A 14,532-nucleotide genomic window follows, 5' to 3' on the forward strand; every position below is an offset into this window, starting at 1 on the left:
AGCGGCCGCGGGCAGGGACGCTAGGCGGCGTCGTCCAGTCGCGCGAGCGCCGGGACGTGCTGGTCGATCAGCTCGCGGCGCGGGCAGGCCCCCCGGCCCAGCAACGCCTGGATCCGCCGTACACAGCCGCCGCAGTCGGTGCCGGCCTTGCTGGCCGAGGCGATCTGCCGGGGCGTGCAGGCGCCGTCCTCCGCATGCTGCTTGACCTGCGCCTCGGTCACCCCGAAGCAGCTGCAGACGTACACGCGGATCCACCTCCCGACGGGGTCACGGATGCCATCTCCTGTTCGGTGAGGCAAACCTAACCTTACCCATCCCCCGCCGGACGCAAAAGAGAGAGGGGCGCGGATCGTCTGTGATCCGCGCCCCACCCGGGCTCACTGGTCCCGGTACATCTCCGCCACGAGGAACGCCAGGTCCAGCGACTGGCTGCGGTTCAGCCGCGGGTCGCAGGCCGTCTCGTAACGCTGGTGCAGGTCGTCGACGAAGATCTCGTCGCCGCCGCCCACGCACTCGGTGACATCGTCGCCGGTCAGCTCCACATGGATGCCGCCCGGGTGGGTGCCGAGCGCCTTGTGGACCTCGAAGAAGCCCTTGACCTCGTCGAGCACGTCGTCGAAGCGGCGGGTCTTGTGCCCGGAGGCCGCCTCGAAGGTGTTGCCGTGCATCGGGTCGGTCACCCAGGCGACCGTCGCGCCGGAGGCCGAGACCTTCTCCACCAGCTCGGGGAGCTTGTCGCGGATCTTGCCGGCGCCCATGCGGACGATGAAGGTCAGCCGGCCCGGCTCCCGCTCGGGGTCGAGGCGGTCGATGTACTGCAGCGCCTCCTCGGCCGTGGTGTTCGGGCCGAGCTTGATGCCGATCGGGTTGCGGATCTTCGAGGCGAACTCGATGTGCGCACCGTCCAGCTGCCGGGTGCGCTCACCGATCCACACCATGTGGCCGGAGACGTCGTACAGCTTGCCGGTGCGGGAGTCGACCCGGGTCAGGGCGGACTCGTAGTCCAGCAGCAGCGCCTCGTGCGAGGCGAAGAACTCGACGGTCTTGAACTCCTCCGGGTCGGTGCCGCAGGCCCGCATGAAGTTCAGCGCGTTGTCGATCTCGCGCGCCAGCTGCTCGTAGCGCTGGCCCGACGGCGAGGTCCGCACGAAGTCCTGGTTCCAGGCGTGCACCTGGCGCAGGTCGGCGTAGCCGCCGGTGGTGAAGGCGCGCACCAGGTTCAGCGTGGACGCCGAGGCGTGGTACATGCGCTTCAGCCGCTCCGGGTCCGGGACGCGGCTGGCCTCGGTGAAGTCGAAGCCGTTGACGGAGTCGCCCCGGTAGGTCGGCAGGGTCACGCCGCCGCGGGTCTCGGTCGGCTTGGAGCGCGGCTTGGAGTACTGCCCCGCGATCCGGCCCACCTTCACCACGGGCACGGAGGCCGCGTAGGTCAGCACGGCGCCCATCTGCAGGAGCGTCTTGAGCTTGTTGCGGATGTGGTCGGCGGACACCGCGTCGAAGGCCTCGGCGCAGTCGCCGCCCTGGAGGAGGAACGCCTCGCCCTTGGCGACGGCCGCCAGCCGGGCGCGCAGCTGGTCGCACTCGCCCGCGAAGACGAGCGGCGGATACGACTCGAGGTCCGCGATCACTGCGCGCAGAGCCTCGGTGTCGGGGTACTCGGGCTGCTGCGCCGCGGGCAGGTTTCGCCAGGTGTTGCCAGCGCTCGGGCTGGTCTTAGCGTTCACGGTCACCTCCCAAACCTTACGGGGTCGCGTCGGATGTTATTTCTTCCGGCTCGAAGGATGAGACGGGGCGATCGTCCCGTGGACGGCCGCCCGGGTGCGGTAGGGTCTTCCGCATGTTCGCGCTTTCGATCCAGAACTGGTGGTGGACCGCTCTCCCGGCGGCCCGCTGATCGCGCGTACAACCAGACTTCGCGAAGGCCGCCCGAGGGGCGGCCTTCGGCGTTTCCGGGGTCGTTCCTCTCCGTCAGAAGATCGAGAAGGAGCCCGACCCGTGAACCTGCAGGACCTGCTGTCCGACCACCGCCCCTTCGCCCTGCTGCGCCGCCGCACCCCCGGCCGCGCCGAGCAGCCGGTGGAGGTGCTGATCGGCCCGGTGACCGCCCACGACCGGCTCGCCGACCTGCCCGGCGAGGGGCTGGCGCTGATCCCTTTCCGGCAGATCCGCGAGCGCGGTTTCGACGTCCGCGACGACGGCACCCCGCTGCTGGCCCTCACCCCCGAGGAGTCCCACGAGGTCCCGCTGGCCGAGGCCCTCCGGGCGCTGCCGGAGCACGAGGTGCGGGTCGAGGGCGGCGGCTTCGACGTCGGCGACGAGGAGTACGGCGAGATCGTCGGGCGGGTGCTGGCGGAGGAGATCGGCCGGGGCGAGGGCGCGAACTTCGTGATCCGCCGGACGTACGAGGGCGAGATCCCCGGCTTCGGGCGCGCCGACGCGCTGGCCCTGTTCCGGCGGCTGCTGACGGGCGAGCGCGGCGCGTACTGGACGTTCGTGGTGCACACCGGCGAGCGGACGCTGGTGGGCGCCAGCCCCGAGGTGCACGTGCGGATGTCCGGCGGAACGGTCGTGATGAACCCGATCAGCGGGACCTACCGCTATCCCGCCGGGGGGCCGACACCGGAGCGGCTGCTGGACTTCCTCGCCGACGGCAAGGAGATCGAGGAGCTGTCCATGGTCGTCGACGAGGAACTGAAGATGATGTGCACCGTCGGCGACCGGGGCGGGGTCGTCGTCGGCCCGCGGCTGAAGGAGATGGCCCACCTCGCGCACACCGAGTACGAGCTGCGCGGGAAGTCCTCCCTGGACGTGCGGGAGGTGCTGCGGGAGACCATGTTCGCGGCGACCGTCACCGGCTCGCCGGTGCAGAACGCGTGCCGGGTGATCGAGCGCCACGAGACCGGCGGCCGGGGCTACTACGCGGGTGCCCTGGCGCTGCTCGGACGGGACGGCGGGGGCGCGCAGACGCTCGACTCCCCCATCCTCATCCGCACCGCCGACATCGACTCGGGCGGCCGGCTGCGCGTCCCGGTCGGGGCGACGCTCGTACGCGGCTCGGACCCGGCGGGCGAGGTCGCGGAGACGCACGCGAAGGCGGCGGGCGTGCTGTCCGCCCTGGGGGTGCGGCCGTCCCGGCCGGGCGCGGAGCGGGACCGGCCCCGGCTCGCCGACGATCCCCGGGTGCGGGCCGCGCTGGACGGGCGGCGCTCGGCACTGGCGCCGTTCTGGCTGCGGATGCAGGAGCAGGCGCGGGAGCTGACCGGCCATGCCCTGGTCGTCGACGGGGAGGACACCTTCACGGCGATGCTGGCGCACGTGCTGCGCTCAAGCGGTCTGGAGGTGACCGTCCGGCGGTACGACGAGCCGGGGCTGCGCCGGACCGCGCTCGCGCACGAGGGGCCGGTCGTGCTCGGGCCCGGCCCGGGTGATCCCCGCGACCGCGCCGACCCGAAGATGCGGCTCCTGCGCGAGCTGACGTCCACGGTGGTCCGGCGGCACCGCTTCGGGGTGCTCGGGGTGTGCCTCGGGCACGAGCTGATCGCGGCGGAGCTGGGCCTGGACCTGGTGCGCAAGCAGGTGCCCTGTCAAGGGGCGCAGACGCGGATCGACCTGTTCGGGCGGCCGGAGACGGTCGGCTTCTACAACAGCTTCACGGCCCGTTGCGACGACGGGACGGCCCGGGAGCTGGCCGCGCACGGGATCGAGGTGAGCCGGGCCGGCAACGGCGAGGTGCACGCCGTGCGGGGGCCCGGGTTCGCCGGGGTGCAGTTCCACCCGGAGTCCGTGCTGACCCTGAACGGGGCGGCGGTCGTGCGCGAGCTGATCGGCGGGCTGCGCGCGGCGAGCACGCCGAGGTGAGGGACGGGCCCGGGAACAGCGGTCCCGGGCCCCGCCACGGCACGGCCGGGGGGCCGTCAGCCGAAGAACACCCCCACCTCCTCGTACAGCGCCGGGTCCACGGTCTTCAGCCTGGCCGTGGCCTCGGCGATCGGCACCCGCACGATGTCGGTGCCGCGCAGGGCGACCATCTTGCCGAAGTCGCCGTCGCGCACGCAGTCGATGGCGTGCAGACCGAAGCGGGTGGCGAGCCAGCGGTCGAAGGCACTGGGGGTGCCGCCGCGCTGGATGTGCCCGAGGACCGTGGTGCGCGCCTCCTTGCCGGTGCGCCTCTCGATCTCCTTGGCCAGCCACTCGCCGACCCCGGAGAGCCGCACATGCCCGAAGGAGTCCTGCGACGCGTCCTTCAGGACCACCTCGCCGTCCTTCGGCACGGCGCCCTCGGCGACGACGACGATCGGCGCGTACGACGCCTTGAAGCGGGAGGTGATCCAGGCGCACACCTGGTCGAGGTCGAAGCGCTGTTCGGGGATGAGGATGACGTTGGCACCGCCGGCCAGGCCCGAGTGCAGCGCGATCCAGCCGGCGTGGCGGCCCATCACCTCGCAGACCAGGACCCGCATATGGGACTCGGCGGTGGTGTGCAGGCGGTCGATCGCCTCGGTGGCGATGTTGACCGCGGTGTCGAAGCCGAAGGTGTAGTCGGTGGCGGACAGGTCGTTGTCGATGGTCTTCGGGACGCCGACACAGGGCACCCCGTACTCGTCGGCCAGCCGCGCGGCCACGCCGAGGGTGTCCTCGCCGCCGATCGCGACGAGGGCCTCGACCTCCTGCTTGGCCAGGTTCTCCTTGATGCGGCGGATACCGTTGTCCAGCTTGAGGGGATTGGTCCGCGAGGAGCCGAGGATGGTGCCGCCACGGGGCAGGATGCCGCGCACCGCGGGGATGTCGAGCCGGATCGTGTCGTTCTCGAGCGGACCCCGCCAGCCGTCCCGGAAGCCGACGAAGTCATAGCCGTACTCCTGCACGCCCTTGCGCACGATGCCCCGGATGACGGCGTTGAGCCCGGGGCAGTCGCCGCCTCCGGTCAGTACTCCGACCCGCATGAAAGTGTCCCTTCGCCGCGCTTGCCTGACGCTCAGTCACGCTAATGGTGATTCGCGTCACATCGGGAGAGGCGGGGAGGGTGATTCCGCCACGTTTCCGTGACGGCCGCTCTATTCGTCGTCCAGTCCGCGCTCGATCGCGTACCGCACCAGCTCGACCCGGTTGTGCAACTGGAGCTTGCCGAGGGTGTTCTGGACGTGGTTCTGCACCGTGCGGTGGGAGATGACGAGCCGTTCGGCGATCTGCTTGTAGCTCAGGCCCTTGGCGACCAGCCGCAGCACCTCCGTCTCCCGGTCGGTCAGCCGGGGGGCGCCCGGCTCGTCGGTGCCGGCGGCGGGCGCGGGCTCGGAGGCCAGGCGGCGGTACTCGCCGAGCACCAGTCCGGCCAGACCCGGCGTGAACACCGGGTCGCCGACCGCGATACGGCGCACCGCGTCCAGCAGTTCCTCGGTGGAGGCCGACTTCAGCAGATAGCCGGTGGCGCCGGACTTGACCGCCTCCAGGACGTCGGCGTGCTCGCCGCTCGCCGAGAGGACCAGCACGCGCAACGCCGGATCGTGGGCGACCAGTTCCCTGCAGACCTGGACGCCGGGCTTGGCGGGCAGATTGAGGTCCAGCACGAGGACGTCGGGCACGGCGGCCTTGGCACGGCGGACCGCCTGGTCGCCGTCGCCCGCGGTGGCGACCACCTCGAAGCCGGACTCGCCGAGGTCCCGGGCGACCGCGTCGCGCCACATGGGGTGGTCGTCCACCACCATGACCCTGATCGGGCCCTGCTGCCGTGTCATCGCTGCTCCGCCTTCTTCCCCCGCGCCCGTCCGGCGCCCTTCGGTACCTTCAGTTCGACTTCCGTGCCCTGCCCGGGGACGGAGATCAGCTCGGCGCTGCCGCCGAGGTCCCGCAGCCGTCCGCGGATCGACTGGGCCACCCCGAGCCGGCCCTCCCCCTCGGCCTGGGCGAGCCGGCCCACGGGGATGCCGGGCCCGTCGTCCCGGACGGTCACGACGACCTCGTCCGGCTCGTCCTCGACGAGGATCCAGGCCCGGGCCTCCGCGCCGGCGTGCCTGCGGACGTTGTCCAGCGCGGCCGCGACCGCGGCGGCCACCTCCCGGGCCGCGGCGGCCGGCAGCACCACCGGGGCGCCGGGCTCGGCGAGGCCGACCCGGCCGGACGCATAGGGGGCGAGCAGGGCGCGCAGATCGACCGGGCCGTCGTCGTCCGGCTCCTCGACGGCCCGTACGACGGCTCCGGCGGCCGCGTCCTCCGACACCCGGGACACCGGCACCAGGCCGCCCGACACCAGCATGCGCAGGGCCACCTCCTGCTCCCCGGCCATCCGGCCCAGCTCGGCCGCCTCGCCGCCGAGGGCCGCGCCCCGGCGCTTCACCATCGCCAGCACCTGCAGCACGCTGTCGTGGATGTCCCGGGCCAGCCGCTCCCGCTCCCGGGTCGCGGCCTCGATCTCCAGGGCGCGGGCCAGGGTGCGCTCGGAGGCGCGGGCCACCTCCACGACGTAGCCGATGGCGATGGAGGCGACCCAGACGAGGATCACGGCGTGCACGGTGTCCCGGGCGGGCCGGCCGCGCTCGACGAGGTTGACGGCGGCCACGGCCGTGGAGGCGACGGCCGCCCAGCGCCAGCCGCCCTTGAGGGCGAAGGCCAGCACCGAACCGGCGGTCCATATCGACGGCAGGGTGGGGCCGCCGCCCGCGATCCGCTCGTGGTTGTCGGCGAGCGGGGTCAGCAGGATGCCGGCGAGGGCGACGGTCAGGTCGGCGGCGAGGAAGCGCTTGGTGCAGGCGGCCTCGCTCGCCACCCTGGGCAGCGTGGCGAGGGTCCACACGAGCAGGACGGCGTAGTAGGCGAGGGCCACCCAGGGGCGTGCGAAGTCGGAGTACGCGGTGGCGCACAGGCCGATGGCGTACAGCATCGTCAGCACGCGGTAGCCGGCGAGCGCGCGCCACAACGGCAGCTCGACCGACATCCGCATCACCCGCTCGCGCCTGGGCACGACCCCCGCCCCCCGTCTCCCCGCTACCCCGCCGCCTTCTTCTCCGCGTCCGCCTTCTTCTCCGCGTCCGCCTTCTTCTCCGCCTCCCTGGCCGCCTTCGCCGCCTCCGCGATCTGCCGCTTGGCGGCGGTCGCGTAGACGTCGACGTACTCCTGTCCGGAGAGCCGCATGATCTCGTACATGACCTCGTCGGTCAGGGCGCGCAGGACGAAGCGGTCGTGCTCCATGCCGTGGTACCGGCTGAAGTCCAGGGGCTTGCCGATGCGGATACCGGGCCGCATCAGCTTGGGCACGACCTTGCCCGGCGGCTGGATCTTCTCCGTGTCGATCATCGCGACCGGGATGACCGGCGCGCCGGTGGCGAGCGCCACGCGCGCGAGGCCGCCGGGCTTGCCCCGGTAGAGCCGGCCGTCGGGCGAGCGGGTCCCCTCGGGATAGATGCCGAACAGCTCGCCGCGCCGCAGCACCTCTATGCCGCTGTTGATCGCCGCCTCGCCGGCGCCGCGCGCCCCGGAGCGGTCCACCGGGAGCTGGCCGACGCCCTTGAAGAAGGCGGCGGTCAGCCGGCCCTTCACGCCGGGGGTGGTGAAGTACTCGGCCTTCGCGATGAAGGTGACCTTGCGGTTCAGCATCGTCGGCAGGAAGAACGAGTCCGAGAAGGACAGGTGGTTGCTGGCCAGGATGGCGGGGCCCTCGGCCGGAATGTTCTCCAGCCCCTCCACCCAGGGCCTGAAGGCGACCTTCAGCGGCCCTCCGATGGCGACCTTCATCGTGCCGTACAACACCCGTGTGCCTCCTGTTTGCGTCGAACAGACCTTAACCCGGAGCACCGTCAAAGGGCCCGACGACCCTGGTCGGTGTCAGTGCGGTCGCGTACGGTGAACCACATCCGCGCGTTTCTTCCCGCCTTGACCGGCCACCGGACGAGGCCCTCCCAGGAACAGGAGAGTCGAAGGTGCCGGTTCTCCCCGGAGCCGAGCCGTACCGCCACGAAGGCGGGGAGGTGGGCGTCCTCCTCTGTCACGGCTTCACCGGCTCGCCCCAGTCGATGCGCCCCTGGGCGCAGCACCACGCGGCCCACGGCCTGACCGTGTCGCTGCCGCTGCTGCCCGGCCATGGCACCCGCTGGGAGGACATGCAGGTCACTGGCTGGCAGGACTGGTACGCGGAGGTGGACCGCGAGCTGCGGCTGCTCTCCGAGCGCTGTTCCCGGGTGTTCGTCGCCGGCCTGTCGATGGGCGGGGCGCTGGCGCTGCGCCTGGCCGCGCTCCACGGCGACCGGGTCACCGGCGTGGTGGCCGTCAACCCGGCGAACAGGGTGCACGGCCTGTCGGCGTACGCCCTGCCCGTCGCCCGGCACCTCGTCCGGACGACGAAGGGCATCGCCAGCGACATCGCGAAGGAGGGCGCGGCGGAGCTGGGCTACGACCGGGTGCCGCTGCACGCGGCCCATTCGCTGCGGGTGTTCCTGCGCCGGCTGGACGGCGAGCTGCCCCAGGTCACCCAGCCGTTGCTGCTGCTGCGCAGCGCCCAGGACCATGTCGTCCCGGCCGCGGACTCGGCCCGGGTGCTCGGCCGGGTGTCGTCGGTGGACGTGACGGAGCTGGTGCTGGAACACAGCTACCACGTTGCGACGTTGGACGAGGATGCGGACCGGGTCTTCGAGGAGAGCCTCGCCTTCATCGGCCGGCTCGCACCCGGTGTCGGCAAGGAAGGGACGGCAGCAGTTGGCTGAGCAGGGCTCCGACCGCGAAAACCGTGAGGAGCGCGAGCCGGACGAGCAGGGGGTGCCCTTCGACGAGGCCGCCGCCTGGCAGGCGATCGTCGCCGGGTACGGCAAGGAACCGGCGGACCCGCCGGGCGCCAGGCCCTACAAGTCGGTGGAGGATCTCGCGCTGCTCGAGAAGGACACCACGAACGGCGGGGACGAGTCCGCCGACCCGCAGCCGGTGCGGCCGCTCGGCAGCTCGGTGTCGTTCGCGCCCGGCGTCGGTCCGCGCGACTTCAGCGCGCCCGAGCCGTCCGACGAGGACTTCGACGAGGACGACGAGGGCCACTTCGTGCCGCCCGAGCCGCCACCGCTGCCGGCCACCGACGCGACGGCCAGGTTCGCCTGGCTCGGCGTCGTCGGCGGCCCGGTGCTGCTTCTGCTGGCGGTCCTGCTCGACTGGGACATGACCTGGTGGCTGACGACGCTCGGCATCGGCGGCTTCCTCGGCGGCTTCGCGACGCTGGTGACCCGGATGCGGACGGACGACGACGAGGACGGCGATCCCGGCCGGGGCGCCGTGGTCTGAGCGGACGGCACGGGAGGGTCCCGCCCGAGCCGCACGCGCGTGCCGGGCGGACGACCTCCCGAGCCGCACGCGCGTGCCGGGCGGGTGTGCTGTCGTGGCCCGGGCCGCGCGCGGTGGCGGCCGTCAGGTCGCCGGGATCCGGAGCGCGGCCAGGACCGGGAGGTGGTCGGTGGCCGCCGTCAGGTCGGTCCTGGTGACACCCGGCTGGTCCACCGGCACGCCGCAGCCCAGCACTTCTACGCCCTTGGTGGCGAAGATCGCGTCGATGCGCTGGCGGGGATCGGCCGGGGTGGAGGTGAACTCCCCGCCCCAGGGGGCCGCGGTACGGCAGTCCTGGAGGCCGGCGGAGAGGCGGCCGAAGGTGCGGCCGCCGGGCCGCTCGTTCAGGTCACCGCCCGCGACCGCGTGCTCCACGCCGAGGCCGGCGACGCGGTCGAGGAGCATGCCCGCCTGCTCGTGGCGCTCGTTCTCGCTCAGGCTGAGATGACAGCTGAGCACGCCCAGGCGGGTGCCGCCGAACCGGATCACCGCCGTGGCGAAGCCCCGCCGGTGAAGTCCCGGGGTGAGCGGGAGGAGTACGTCCTCGGTCCGCTCGACGGTGGCCCGGAGACTGCACAGGATCGCCGGTCCCGCCGCGGTGGCTCCGCCGGTGAGGACGACCTGGCCGGAGGCCGCCGCGAGCCGGGCCAGTTTCTTGCGCCAGCGGAAGAACCGGGGCGCTTCCTGGACGAGGACCAGGTCGGGGGCGCAGGCGGAGATCACCCTTGCCAGAGCGTCCGTGTCGTCGCGCATGGAGCGGATGTTGTAGCTCAGGACCCTGATGACCGCGGAACCGTCCGCCTCGGTGCGGGAGTTGGGGAGCAGCGGGGTTGCCATGCCGTCAATCTACGCCGCTCGGGTGCCGGGGGCGCCGCATGACCCGGGGCGCGGGGTCCGGGCGCGAGGGCCGCAACGTCACGGCTCGTCGCGCGGTTCCCCACGCCCCTTTCGGCGGCGGACGTTCCTACATGATCGGGTCGGGCTCGCGGGCCAGGTCCGCCGCGCCCACCATGCCCGCCTTGTTGCCGAGCTGGGCCGCGATCACATCGGCGACCGGGCGCCAGTTGCCGCCGACCAGCCAGCGCTTGTAGGACTTGCGGATCGGGTCGAGGACCAGATCGCCCTCGTCCGAGAGGCCGCCGCCGACGATGAACGCGGACGGGTCGAAGAGGGAGGCCAGGTCGGCCAGACCGGCTCCGGCCCAGCGGGCCAGCTCGCGGTAGGAGTCCACGGCCACCGGGTCGCCCTGGCGTGCGGCCATCGAGATGTGCTTGCCCTCGATGCCGTCGGGGGTGCCGTCACCGAGCGACAGCAGGGCCTCGGCGCGCTCGGGGGTGGCGTTGGCGCGCTGCTTGGCGTACCGGACCAGGGCGCGGCCGGAGGCGTACTGCTCCCAGCAGCCCTGCGAGCCGCAGCCGCACAGCAGGCCGTCCGGCACCATGCGGATGTGGCCGAACTCGGCGGCGACCCCGAAGTGGCCGCGGCGCAGCTTGTTCCCGATGATGATGCCGCCGCCGAGGCCGGTGCCGAGGGTGATGCAGATGACGTTGCGGTGGCCCTTGCCGGCGCCGAACCGGTACTCGCCCCAGGCGGCGGCGTTGGCGTCGTTCTCGACCACGACCGGGAGGCCGGTACGAGCCTCGACCTTCTCCTTGAGCGGCTCGTTGCGCCAGTCGATGTTCGGCGCGAAGTACACCGTGGAGCGCTGCCGGTTGACGTAACCGGCCGCACCGATGCCCACGCCGACGATCTCGTGCCCGGCGCGCGCGCCCTCCACCGCCGAGGCGATGGCGTCCACGATGGCCTCGGGCGTGGTGGGGGTCGGCACCTTGAAGGTCGAGAGGATGTTGCCTTCCTCGTCGACCACGCCGGCCGCGATCTTCGTGCCGCCGATGTCGACGCCGATGGTGAGTCCCATGAATCCCTCAGTTTCGGTCGAGCCCCGCTACGGCCAACCGTACCCGAGGCCCTGCCGTGGGAAGGCTTCAGTCCAGGTCGATACGCTCGCCCGGGCCGGTGCCCTCACCCCGGTCGGGACGGCCGGGCCGGTCGTCCCCGAGGTCGGGCGCGCCGGTGGTCCAGCGGTACTCCTGGGCCTGGACGGCGGAGCGGTAGGCGGCCAGCAGTTCGGTGCCGGCCGCGGCGAGGTGGTCGAAGACCTCCGGGTTGCGCTCCACGACGGGTTCGACGGCGGCCTTCGCCTGCTGCACGACCTGCCGCACCGCCTGCTGGGCGGTGGGCCCCGCGAGGGCACCGAGGAGCGGGGACTGCAGACCGGAGAGCTTCTCGGCCACGGTGTCCACGAGCTTCTTCAGTTCCTCGGCGGCCGAGCCCGGCGGCGGGCCGTACTCGGTGCGGCGGCGGGTCTTCTCGGCCGCCAGATCCTCGGCGCAGGCGGTGGCCCAGGCATCGGCGTCGGACGCCCGCGCCTGCTCCTCCTCGTAGGGGCCGGATGCTCGGCTCTCTTCGCTCATGGCGGGCTCCTGACTACGGTTCGCCCCTACGACGTTACCTGAACGGGCGTACGCCTTCATCGTCCCGCGGCGGGCCACAGGCCGGGATCCGGCGCGAACCGGACGCGCAGTTCGCCCTCGCGTAGCCCGGCTCCCGCGACGGTGCAGCGGCGCAGGGCGGAGGGCAGCGCGACGATCCGGCGGAAGGGTCCCGCGGTGATCAGGAGTTCGTCGCCGCGCCGGATCAGGTCCAGCTCGTCCCGTATCGCTCCGGGCAGCGGGATGTGCCAGACCAGCACGCCGTCCTCGGCGATCCGGTCGGCGACGGGCCACTCGACCGGGTCGGGCGCCGGATTGACGGCCGGCACGCCGAGGGCGCCGAGATCGTCGCCGCCGCGCGGCTCGCGGCCGAGGTGGGGGACGGTGTGCAGGGCGCCGGGCTGCTCCCGCCACTCGGCGAGGGTCTTGCCCTGCTGGGCGACGAGCCCGGCGAGCCAGGTGCCGCCGTCCTCGTCGGGCAGGACGCGGTTGGCGATCAGGGCCTCGGTGCGCAGGCCGCGCAGTGCCAGGCCCGGGGTGGCGGTGCGCACGGCGTCGGCGCCGGCCGGCCCGGGTTCGGCGACCAGCCGTACGGCGGTCTCCGGGTCGGTGAGGACGGCCTCGACGGCGGCGAGTTCGATGTCCCAGCGGGCGGCCGTCTCGTACAGCCGGTCGGCGGGCATCGGGACACCGGCCAGCCGGCCGAGGACCGGGCGCAGGGCCCGGGCCGCCTGCCGCTCCGCCGGGAGCAGGCGGCGCAGATAGCGGCGCAGTTCCTCGGGGAGGGCGAGCAGGGCGAGGGCCTGCGGCAGGGGCGGGAGGTCGACGACGACGAGGTCGTGGCGCTCGCTGAGGGCGGCGTCCCGCAGCGCGCGCAGGAAGGTCAGCTCCTCGGCGCCGGGCAGCGGGGTGACCTCCTCGGCGTCCAGGCGGGCGGCGCCGAGCAGGTCGAGGACGCTGGATGCGCGTGTCTGGAAGTCGGTCAGGTCCTGCCGGAAGCGGTCGGCCGCGTCGGGCCGCCAGGTGGTGAGGCCGGGTACGGCTTCGGTGGGCGCCGCTCCGGTCGGGTGGCCCAGGGCCGCGCCCAGGGTGTCGTCACGGTCAGCGCTCAGCAGCAGCGTCCGGGTGCCGCCGGCCGCGGCGCGCCGTGCGGTCGCGGCGGCGATCGTCGTACGACCGCTGCCGCCGGGGCCCGTGATCAGGAGGGTGCGCATGAGGATGACGGTAACGGAGACCGGCACGCGGACGAGCCGGGTCCGGCCGCACCCGGCGGGGGCGGCGAGGGCCTAGCGGTCCGACTCGACCCTCTTCTTCAGGCCCGCCAGCGCGCGGTCGATGATGACCTTCTCCGCCTTGCGCTTGATCATGCCGAGCATGGGGATCTTGACGTCCACGGTGAGCCGGTAGGTGACCTCGGTGGCGCCGGCGGCGGCCTGCTTCAGCAGGTAGGAGCCGTCCAGGGAGCGCAGCATCTGGGACTTCACCAGGGTCCAGGAGACCTCGTGGTCGCCGGTCCAGGTGTAGGCCAGGGTCTGGTCGTCCTTGATGGCGCCGGCGTCCATGACGAGGCGGACCTGCTCGGCGCGGCCGCGCTGGTCGGTCGCGAGCACCTTCGCCTCCTTCACCTCTCCGGTCCAGTCCGGGTAGCGCGCGAAGTCGGCGATCACCGCCATGACGTCGGCCGGAGCGGCCTCGATCGTGATGCTCGAACTGGTGTGTTCCGCCATCGCCGTGGCTCCTCCGGATGCGCGCCGTATTGAGAGGTCTGTGTGCGCCGGGCTGCGCACGTGTGTGCAGCGTGAAGGCTACCGCGCCGCCGCACCGCCGCCTCCACCCCAGGCCCCGCCGGTCACCATTCGAGCACCCAGGGCCTGCCGGTCCCGGCGAAGTGGCCGACGTTGACGCATTCCGTCGCGCCGATCCGCATGCGGCGCACCAGCGGCTGGTGGACGTGTCCGAACAGCGCGTACCGCGGCCGGGTGCGGCGGATGGCGTCCAGCAGGGCCCGGCTGCCGCGCTCGAAGCGGCGCGCGACGGTGTCGTAGACGAGTTCGGGCATCTCCGGCGGGATGTGCGTGCACAGCACGTCGACCTCGCCGACCGCCTCGATCTTCGCGGCGTACTCCTCGTCGCTGATCTCGTACGGCGTCCGCATCGGAGTGCGCAGGCCGCCGCCGACGAATCCGAAGGTCCGGCCGCCGATCTCGACCCGCTGGCCGTCGAGGACGGTGGTGCCGGGCCGGGCGTACTCCGGCCACAGGGGCGGCATGTCGACGTTGCCGTAGGTGGCGTACGTCGGCGTGGGGAACGCGGCGAACAGCTCGGCGTACTGCTTGCGCACGGCCCGCTCGACGGCCCCGGCGCGGTCGGCGCCGATGCCGGCCCACAGCCGGGCGCCGAACTCGCGGGCCTCGGTGAACCGGCGGGCGGTGCGCAGCTCGACGATGCGGTCGGCGTTCTCCCTGCCGAACAGGTCGGGGAAGATCCCGCGCGAGTGGTCGGCGTAGTCGAGGAAGAGCACGAGGTCGCCCAGGCAGATCAGGGCGTCGGCACCCTCGCCGGCCCGGGCCAGGTCCCGGGCGTTGCCGTGCACGTCGCTGACCACGTGGACGCGCGTCCTTCGGTCGCCGGAGGGTGTGGATGCCATGGTGATCAAGGGTAGGCCTGTGCGGTCTGCGTGAACAGTGCCGGACCGGCCTGCGGCTACTCGCCGGTCGGTTCAGGCGTGGACTACTGTGCGCGAAGGAAC

16 protein-coding genes are annotated in these 14,532 nt (G+C 72.9%); 4 read left to right on the forward strand and 12 right to left on the reverse strand.

The features are described from left to right. Nucleotides 1-20 precede the first annotated feature (20 nt). Nucleotides 21-245 (reverse strand): bacterioferritin-associated ferredoxin, encoded by a 225-nt coding sequence (locus ACGFT2_RS32680; protein WP_393285518.1) that lies wholly within the window; start codon nucleotides 243-245, stop codon nucleotides 21-23. 132 nt (nucleotides 246-377) lie between these two features. Continuing rightward, nucleotides 378-1,730, reverse strand: coding sequence for a class II 3-deoxy-7-phosphoheptulonate synthase (locus tag ACGFT2_RS32685; RefSeq protein ID WP_393285521.1), 1,353 nt, complete (start codon nucleotides 1,728-1,730; stop codon nucleotides 378-380). A gap of 107 nt (nucleotides 1,731-1,837) precedes the next feature. On the opposite strand from ACGFT2_RS32685, the gene ACGFT2_RS32690 reads away from it, so the two are divergent. Both ACGFT2_RS32690 and ACGFT2_RS32695 read left to right on the forward strand, forming a co-directional pair. After that, a complete protein-coding gene (locus tag ACGFT2_RS32690; protein WP_353600867.1) occupies nucleotides 1,838-1,894 on the forward strand; it encodes a trp operon leader peptide in 57 nt (18 codons plus the stop codon). 101 nt (nucleotides 1,895-1,995) lie between these two features. Further along, entirely contained in the window at nucleotides 1,996-3,858 is a 1,863-nt protein-coding gene (locus ACGFT2_RS32695; protein ID WP_393285524.1) for an anthranilate synthase family protein, read from the forward strand. Between the two features lie 56 nt (nucleotides 3,859-3,914). On the opposite strand, the gene ACGFT2_RS32700 is transcribed toward ACGFT2_RS32695, so the two are convergent. The 4 genes from ACGFT2_RS32700 to ACGFT2_RS32715 form a co-directional block, all read right to left on the reverse strand. Beyond that, nucleotides 3,915-4,943: a 6-phosphofructokinase gene (locus ACGFT2_RS32700; RefSeq protein WP_393285527.1), complete on the reverse strand. Its 1,029-nt coding sequence runs from the start codon at nucleotides 4,941-4,943 to the stop codon at nucleotides 3,915-3,917. Between the two features lie 111 nt (nucleotides 4,944-5,054). Continuing rightward, the gene (locus ACGFT2_RS32705) at nucleotides 5,055-5,732 is read right to left on the reverse strand and encodes a response regulator (RefSeq protein ID WP_393285530.1); all 678 of its coding nucleotides are present in this window, start codon (nucleotides 5,730-5,732) and stop codon (nucleotides 5,055-5,057) included. Further along, complete coding sequence (gene macS, locus ACGFT2_RS32710; protein WP_393285533.1) at nucleotides 5,729-6,955, reverse strand: MacS family sensor histidine kinase; 1,227 nt, start codon at nucleotides 6,953-6,955, stop codon at nucleotides 5,729-5,731. Before macS ends, ACGFT2_RS32705 begins: the two co-directional genes overlap by 4 nt. A gap of 23 nt (nucleotides 6,956-6,978) precedes the next feature. Then, complete coding sequence (locus tag ACGFT2_RS32715) at nucleotides 6,979-7,725, reverse strand: lysophospholipid acyltransferase family protein (protein WP_393285630.1); 747 nt, start codon at nucleotides 7,723-7,725, stop codon at nucleotides 6,979-6,981. 185 nt (nucleotides 7,726-7,910) lie between these two features. Between ACGFT2_RS32715 and ACGFT2_RS32720 the strand changes: the two genes are divergently transcribed. Continuing rightward, a complete protein-coding gene (locus tag ACGFT2_RS32720) occupies nucleotides 7,911-8,690 on the forward strand; it encodes an alpha/beta hydrolase (RefSeq protein WP_393285536.1) in 780 nt (259 codons plus the stop codon). Continuing rightward, nucleotides 8,683-9,252: a hypothetical protein gene (locus ACGFT2_RS32725; RefSeq protein ID WP_393285539.1), complete on the forward strand. Its 570-nt coding sequence runs from the start codon at nucleotides 8,683-8,685 to the stop codon at nucleotides 9,250-9,252. Before ACGFT2_RS32720 ends, ACGFT2_RS32725 begins: the two co-directional genes overlap by 8 nt. Before the next feature lie 123 nt (nucleotides 9,253-9,375). On the opposite strand, the gene ACGFT2_RS32730 is transcribed toward ACGFT2_RS32725, so the two are convergent. The 6 genes from ACGFT2_RS32730 to ACGFT2_RS32755 form a co-directional block, all read right to left on the reverse strand. Further along, complete coding sequence (locus ACGFT2_RS32730; RefSeq protein ID WP_393285541.1) at nucleotides 9,376-10,128, reverse strand: endonuclease/exonuclease/phosphatase family protein; 753 nt, start codon at nucleotides 10,126-10,128, stop codon at nucleotides 9,376-9,378. Between the two features lie 127 nt (nucleotides 10,129-10,255). Then, on the reverse strand, nucleotides 10,256-11,209 hold the full coding sequence (locus ACGFT2_RS32735) for an ROK family glucokinase (RefSeq protein WP_393285544.1): 954 nt from the start codon (nucleotides 11,207-11,209) through the stop codon (nucleotides 10,256-10,258). Nucleotides 11,210-11,276: 67 nt separating this feature from the next. After that, nucleotides 11,277-11,765 (reverse strand): DUF5304 domain-containing protein, encoded by a 489-nt coding sequence (locus tag ACGFT2_RS32740; RefSeq protein WP_393285547.1) that lies wholly within the window; start codon nucleotides 11,763-11,765, stop codon nucleotides 11,277-11,279. A 56-nt stretch (nucleotides 11,766-11,821) separates the two neighbouring features. Next, on the reverse strand, nucleotides 11,822-12,997 hold the full coding sequence (locus ACGFT2_RS32745; protein WP_393285550.1) for an ArsA family ATPase: 1,176 nt from the start codon (nucleotides 12,995-12,997) through the stop codon (nucleotides 11,822-11,824). Between the two features lie 72 nt (nucleotides 12,998-13,069). Beyond that, on the reverse strand, nucleotides 13,070-13,510 hold the full coding sequence (locus ACGFT2_RS32750) for an SRPBCC family protein (protein ID WP_393285553.1): 441 nt from the start codon (nucleotides 13,508-13,510) through the stop codon (nucleotides 13,070-13,072). A 122-nt stretch (nucleotides 13,511-13,632) separates the two neighbouring features. After that, nucleotides 13,633-14,430, reverse strand: coding sequence for a metallophosphoesterase (locus tag ACGFT2_RS32755; RefSeq protein WP_393285556.1), 798 nt, complete (start codon nucleotides 14,428-14,430; stop codon nucleotides 13,633-13,635). Between the last annotated feature and the right edge of the window lie 102 nt (nucleotides 14,431-14,532).

This window comes from Streptomyces sp. NPDC048514, from assembly GCF_043199955.1.
GTDB lineage: Bacteria > Actinomycetota > Actinomycetes > Streptomycetales > Streptomycetaceae > Streptomyces.

What these genes read in the sequence shown, in the direction of transcription:
- ACGFT2_RS32700 (WP_393285527.1), bottom strand. Translation starts at nt 4,943, where the DNA reads ATGCGGGTCGGAGTACTGACCGGAGGCGGCGACTGCCCCGGGCTCAAC.
- ACGFT2_RS32705 (WP_393285530.1), bottom strand. Translation starts at nt 5,732, where the DNA reads ATGACACGGCAGCAGGGCCCGATCAGGGTCATGGTGGTGGACGACCAC.
- ACGFT2_RS32715 (WP_393285630.1), bottom strand. Translation starts at nt 7,725, where the DNA reads ATGAAGGTCGCCATCGGAGGGCCGCTGAAGGTCGCCTTCAGGCCCTGG.
- ACGFT2_RS32730 (WP_393285541.1), bottom strand. Translation starts at nt 10,128, where the DNA reads ATGGCAACCCCGCTGCTCCCCAACTCCCGCACCGAGGCGGACGGTTCC.
- ACGFT2_RS32735 (WP_393285544.1), bottom strand. Translation starts at nt 11,209, where the DNA reads ATGGGACTCACCATCGGCGTCGACATCGGCGGCACGAAGATCGCGGCC.
- ACGFT2_RS32740 (WP_393285547.1), bottom strand. Translation starts at nt 11,765, where the DNA reads ATGAGCGAAGAGAGCCGAGCATCCGGCCCCTACGAGGAGGAGCAGGCG.
- ACGFT2_RS32745 (WP_393285550.1), bottom strand. Translation starts at nt 12,997, where the DNA reads ATGCGCACCCTCCTGATCACGGGCCCCGGCGGCAGCGGTCGTACGACG.
- ACGFT2_RS32750 (WP_393285553.1), bottom strand. Translation starts at nt 13,510, where the DNA reads ATGGCGGAACACACCAGTTCGAGCATCACGATCGAGGCCGCTCCGGCC.
- ACGFT2_RS32755 (WP_393285556.1), bottom strand. Translation starts at nt 14,430, where the DNA reads ATGGCATCCACACCCTCCGGCGACCGAAGGACGCGCGTCCACGTGGTC.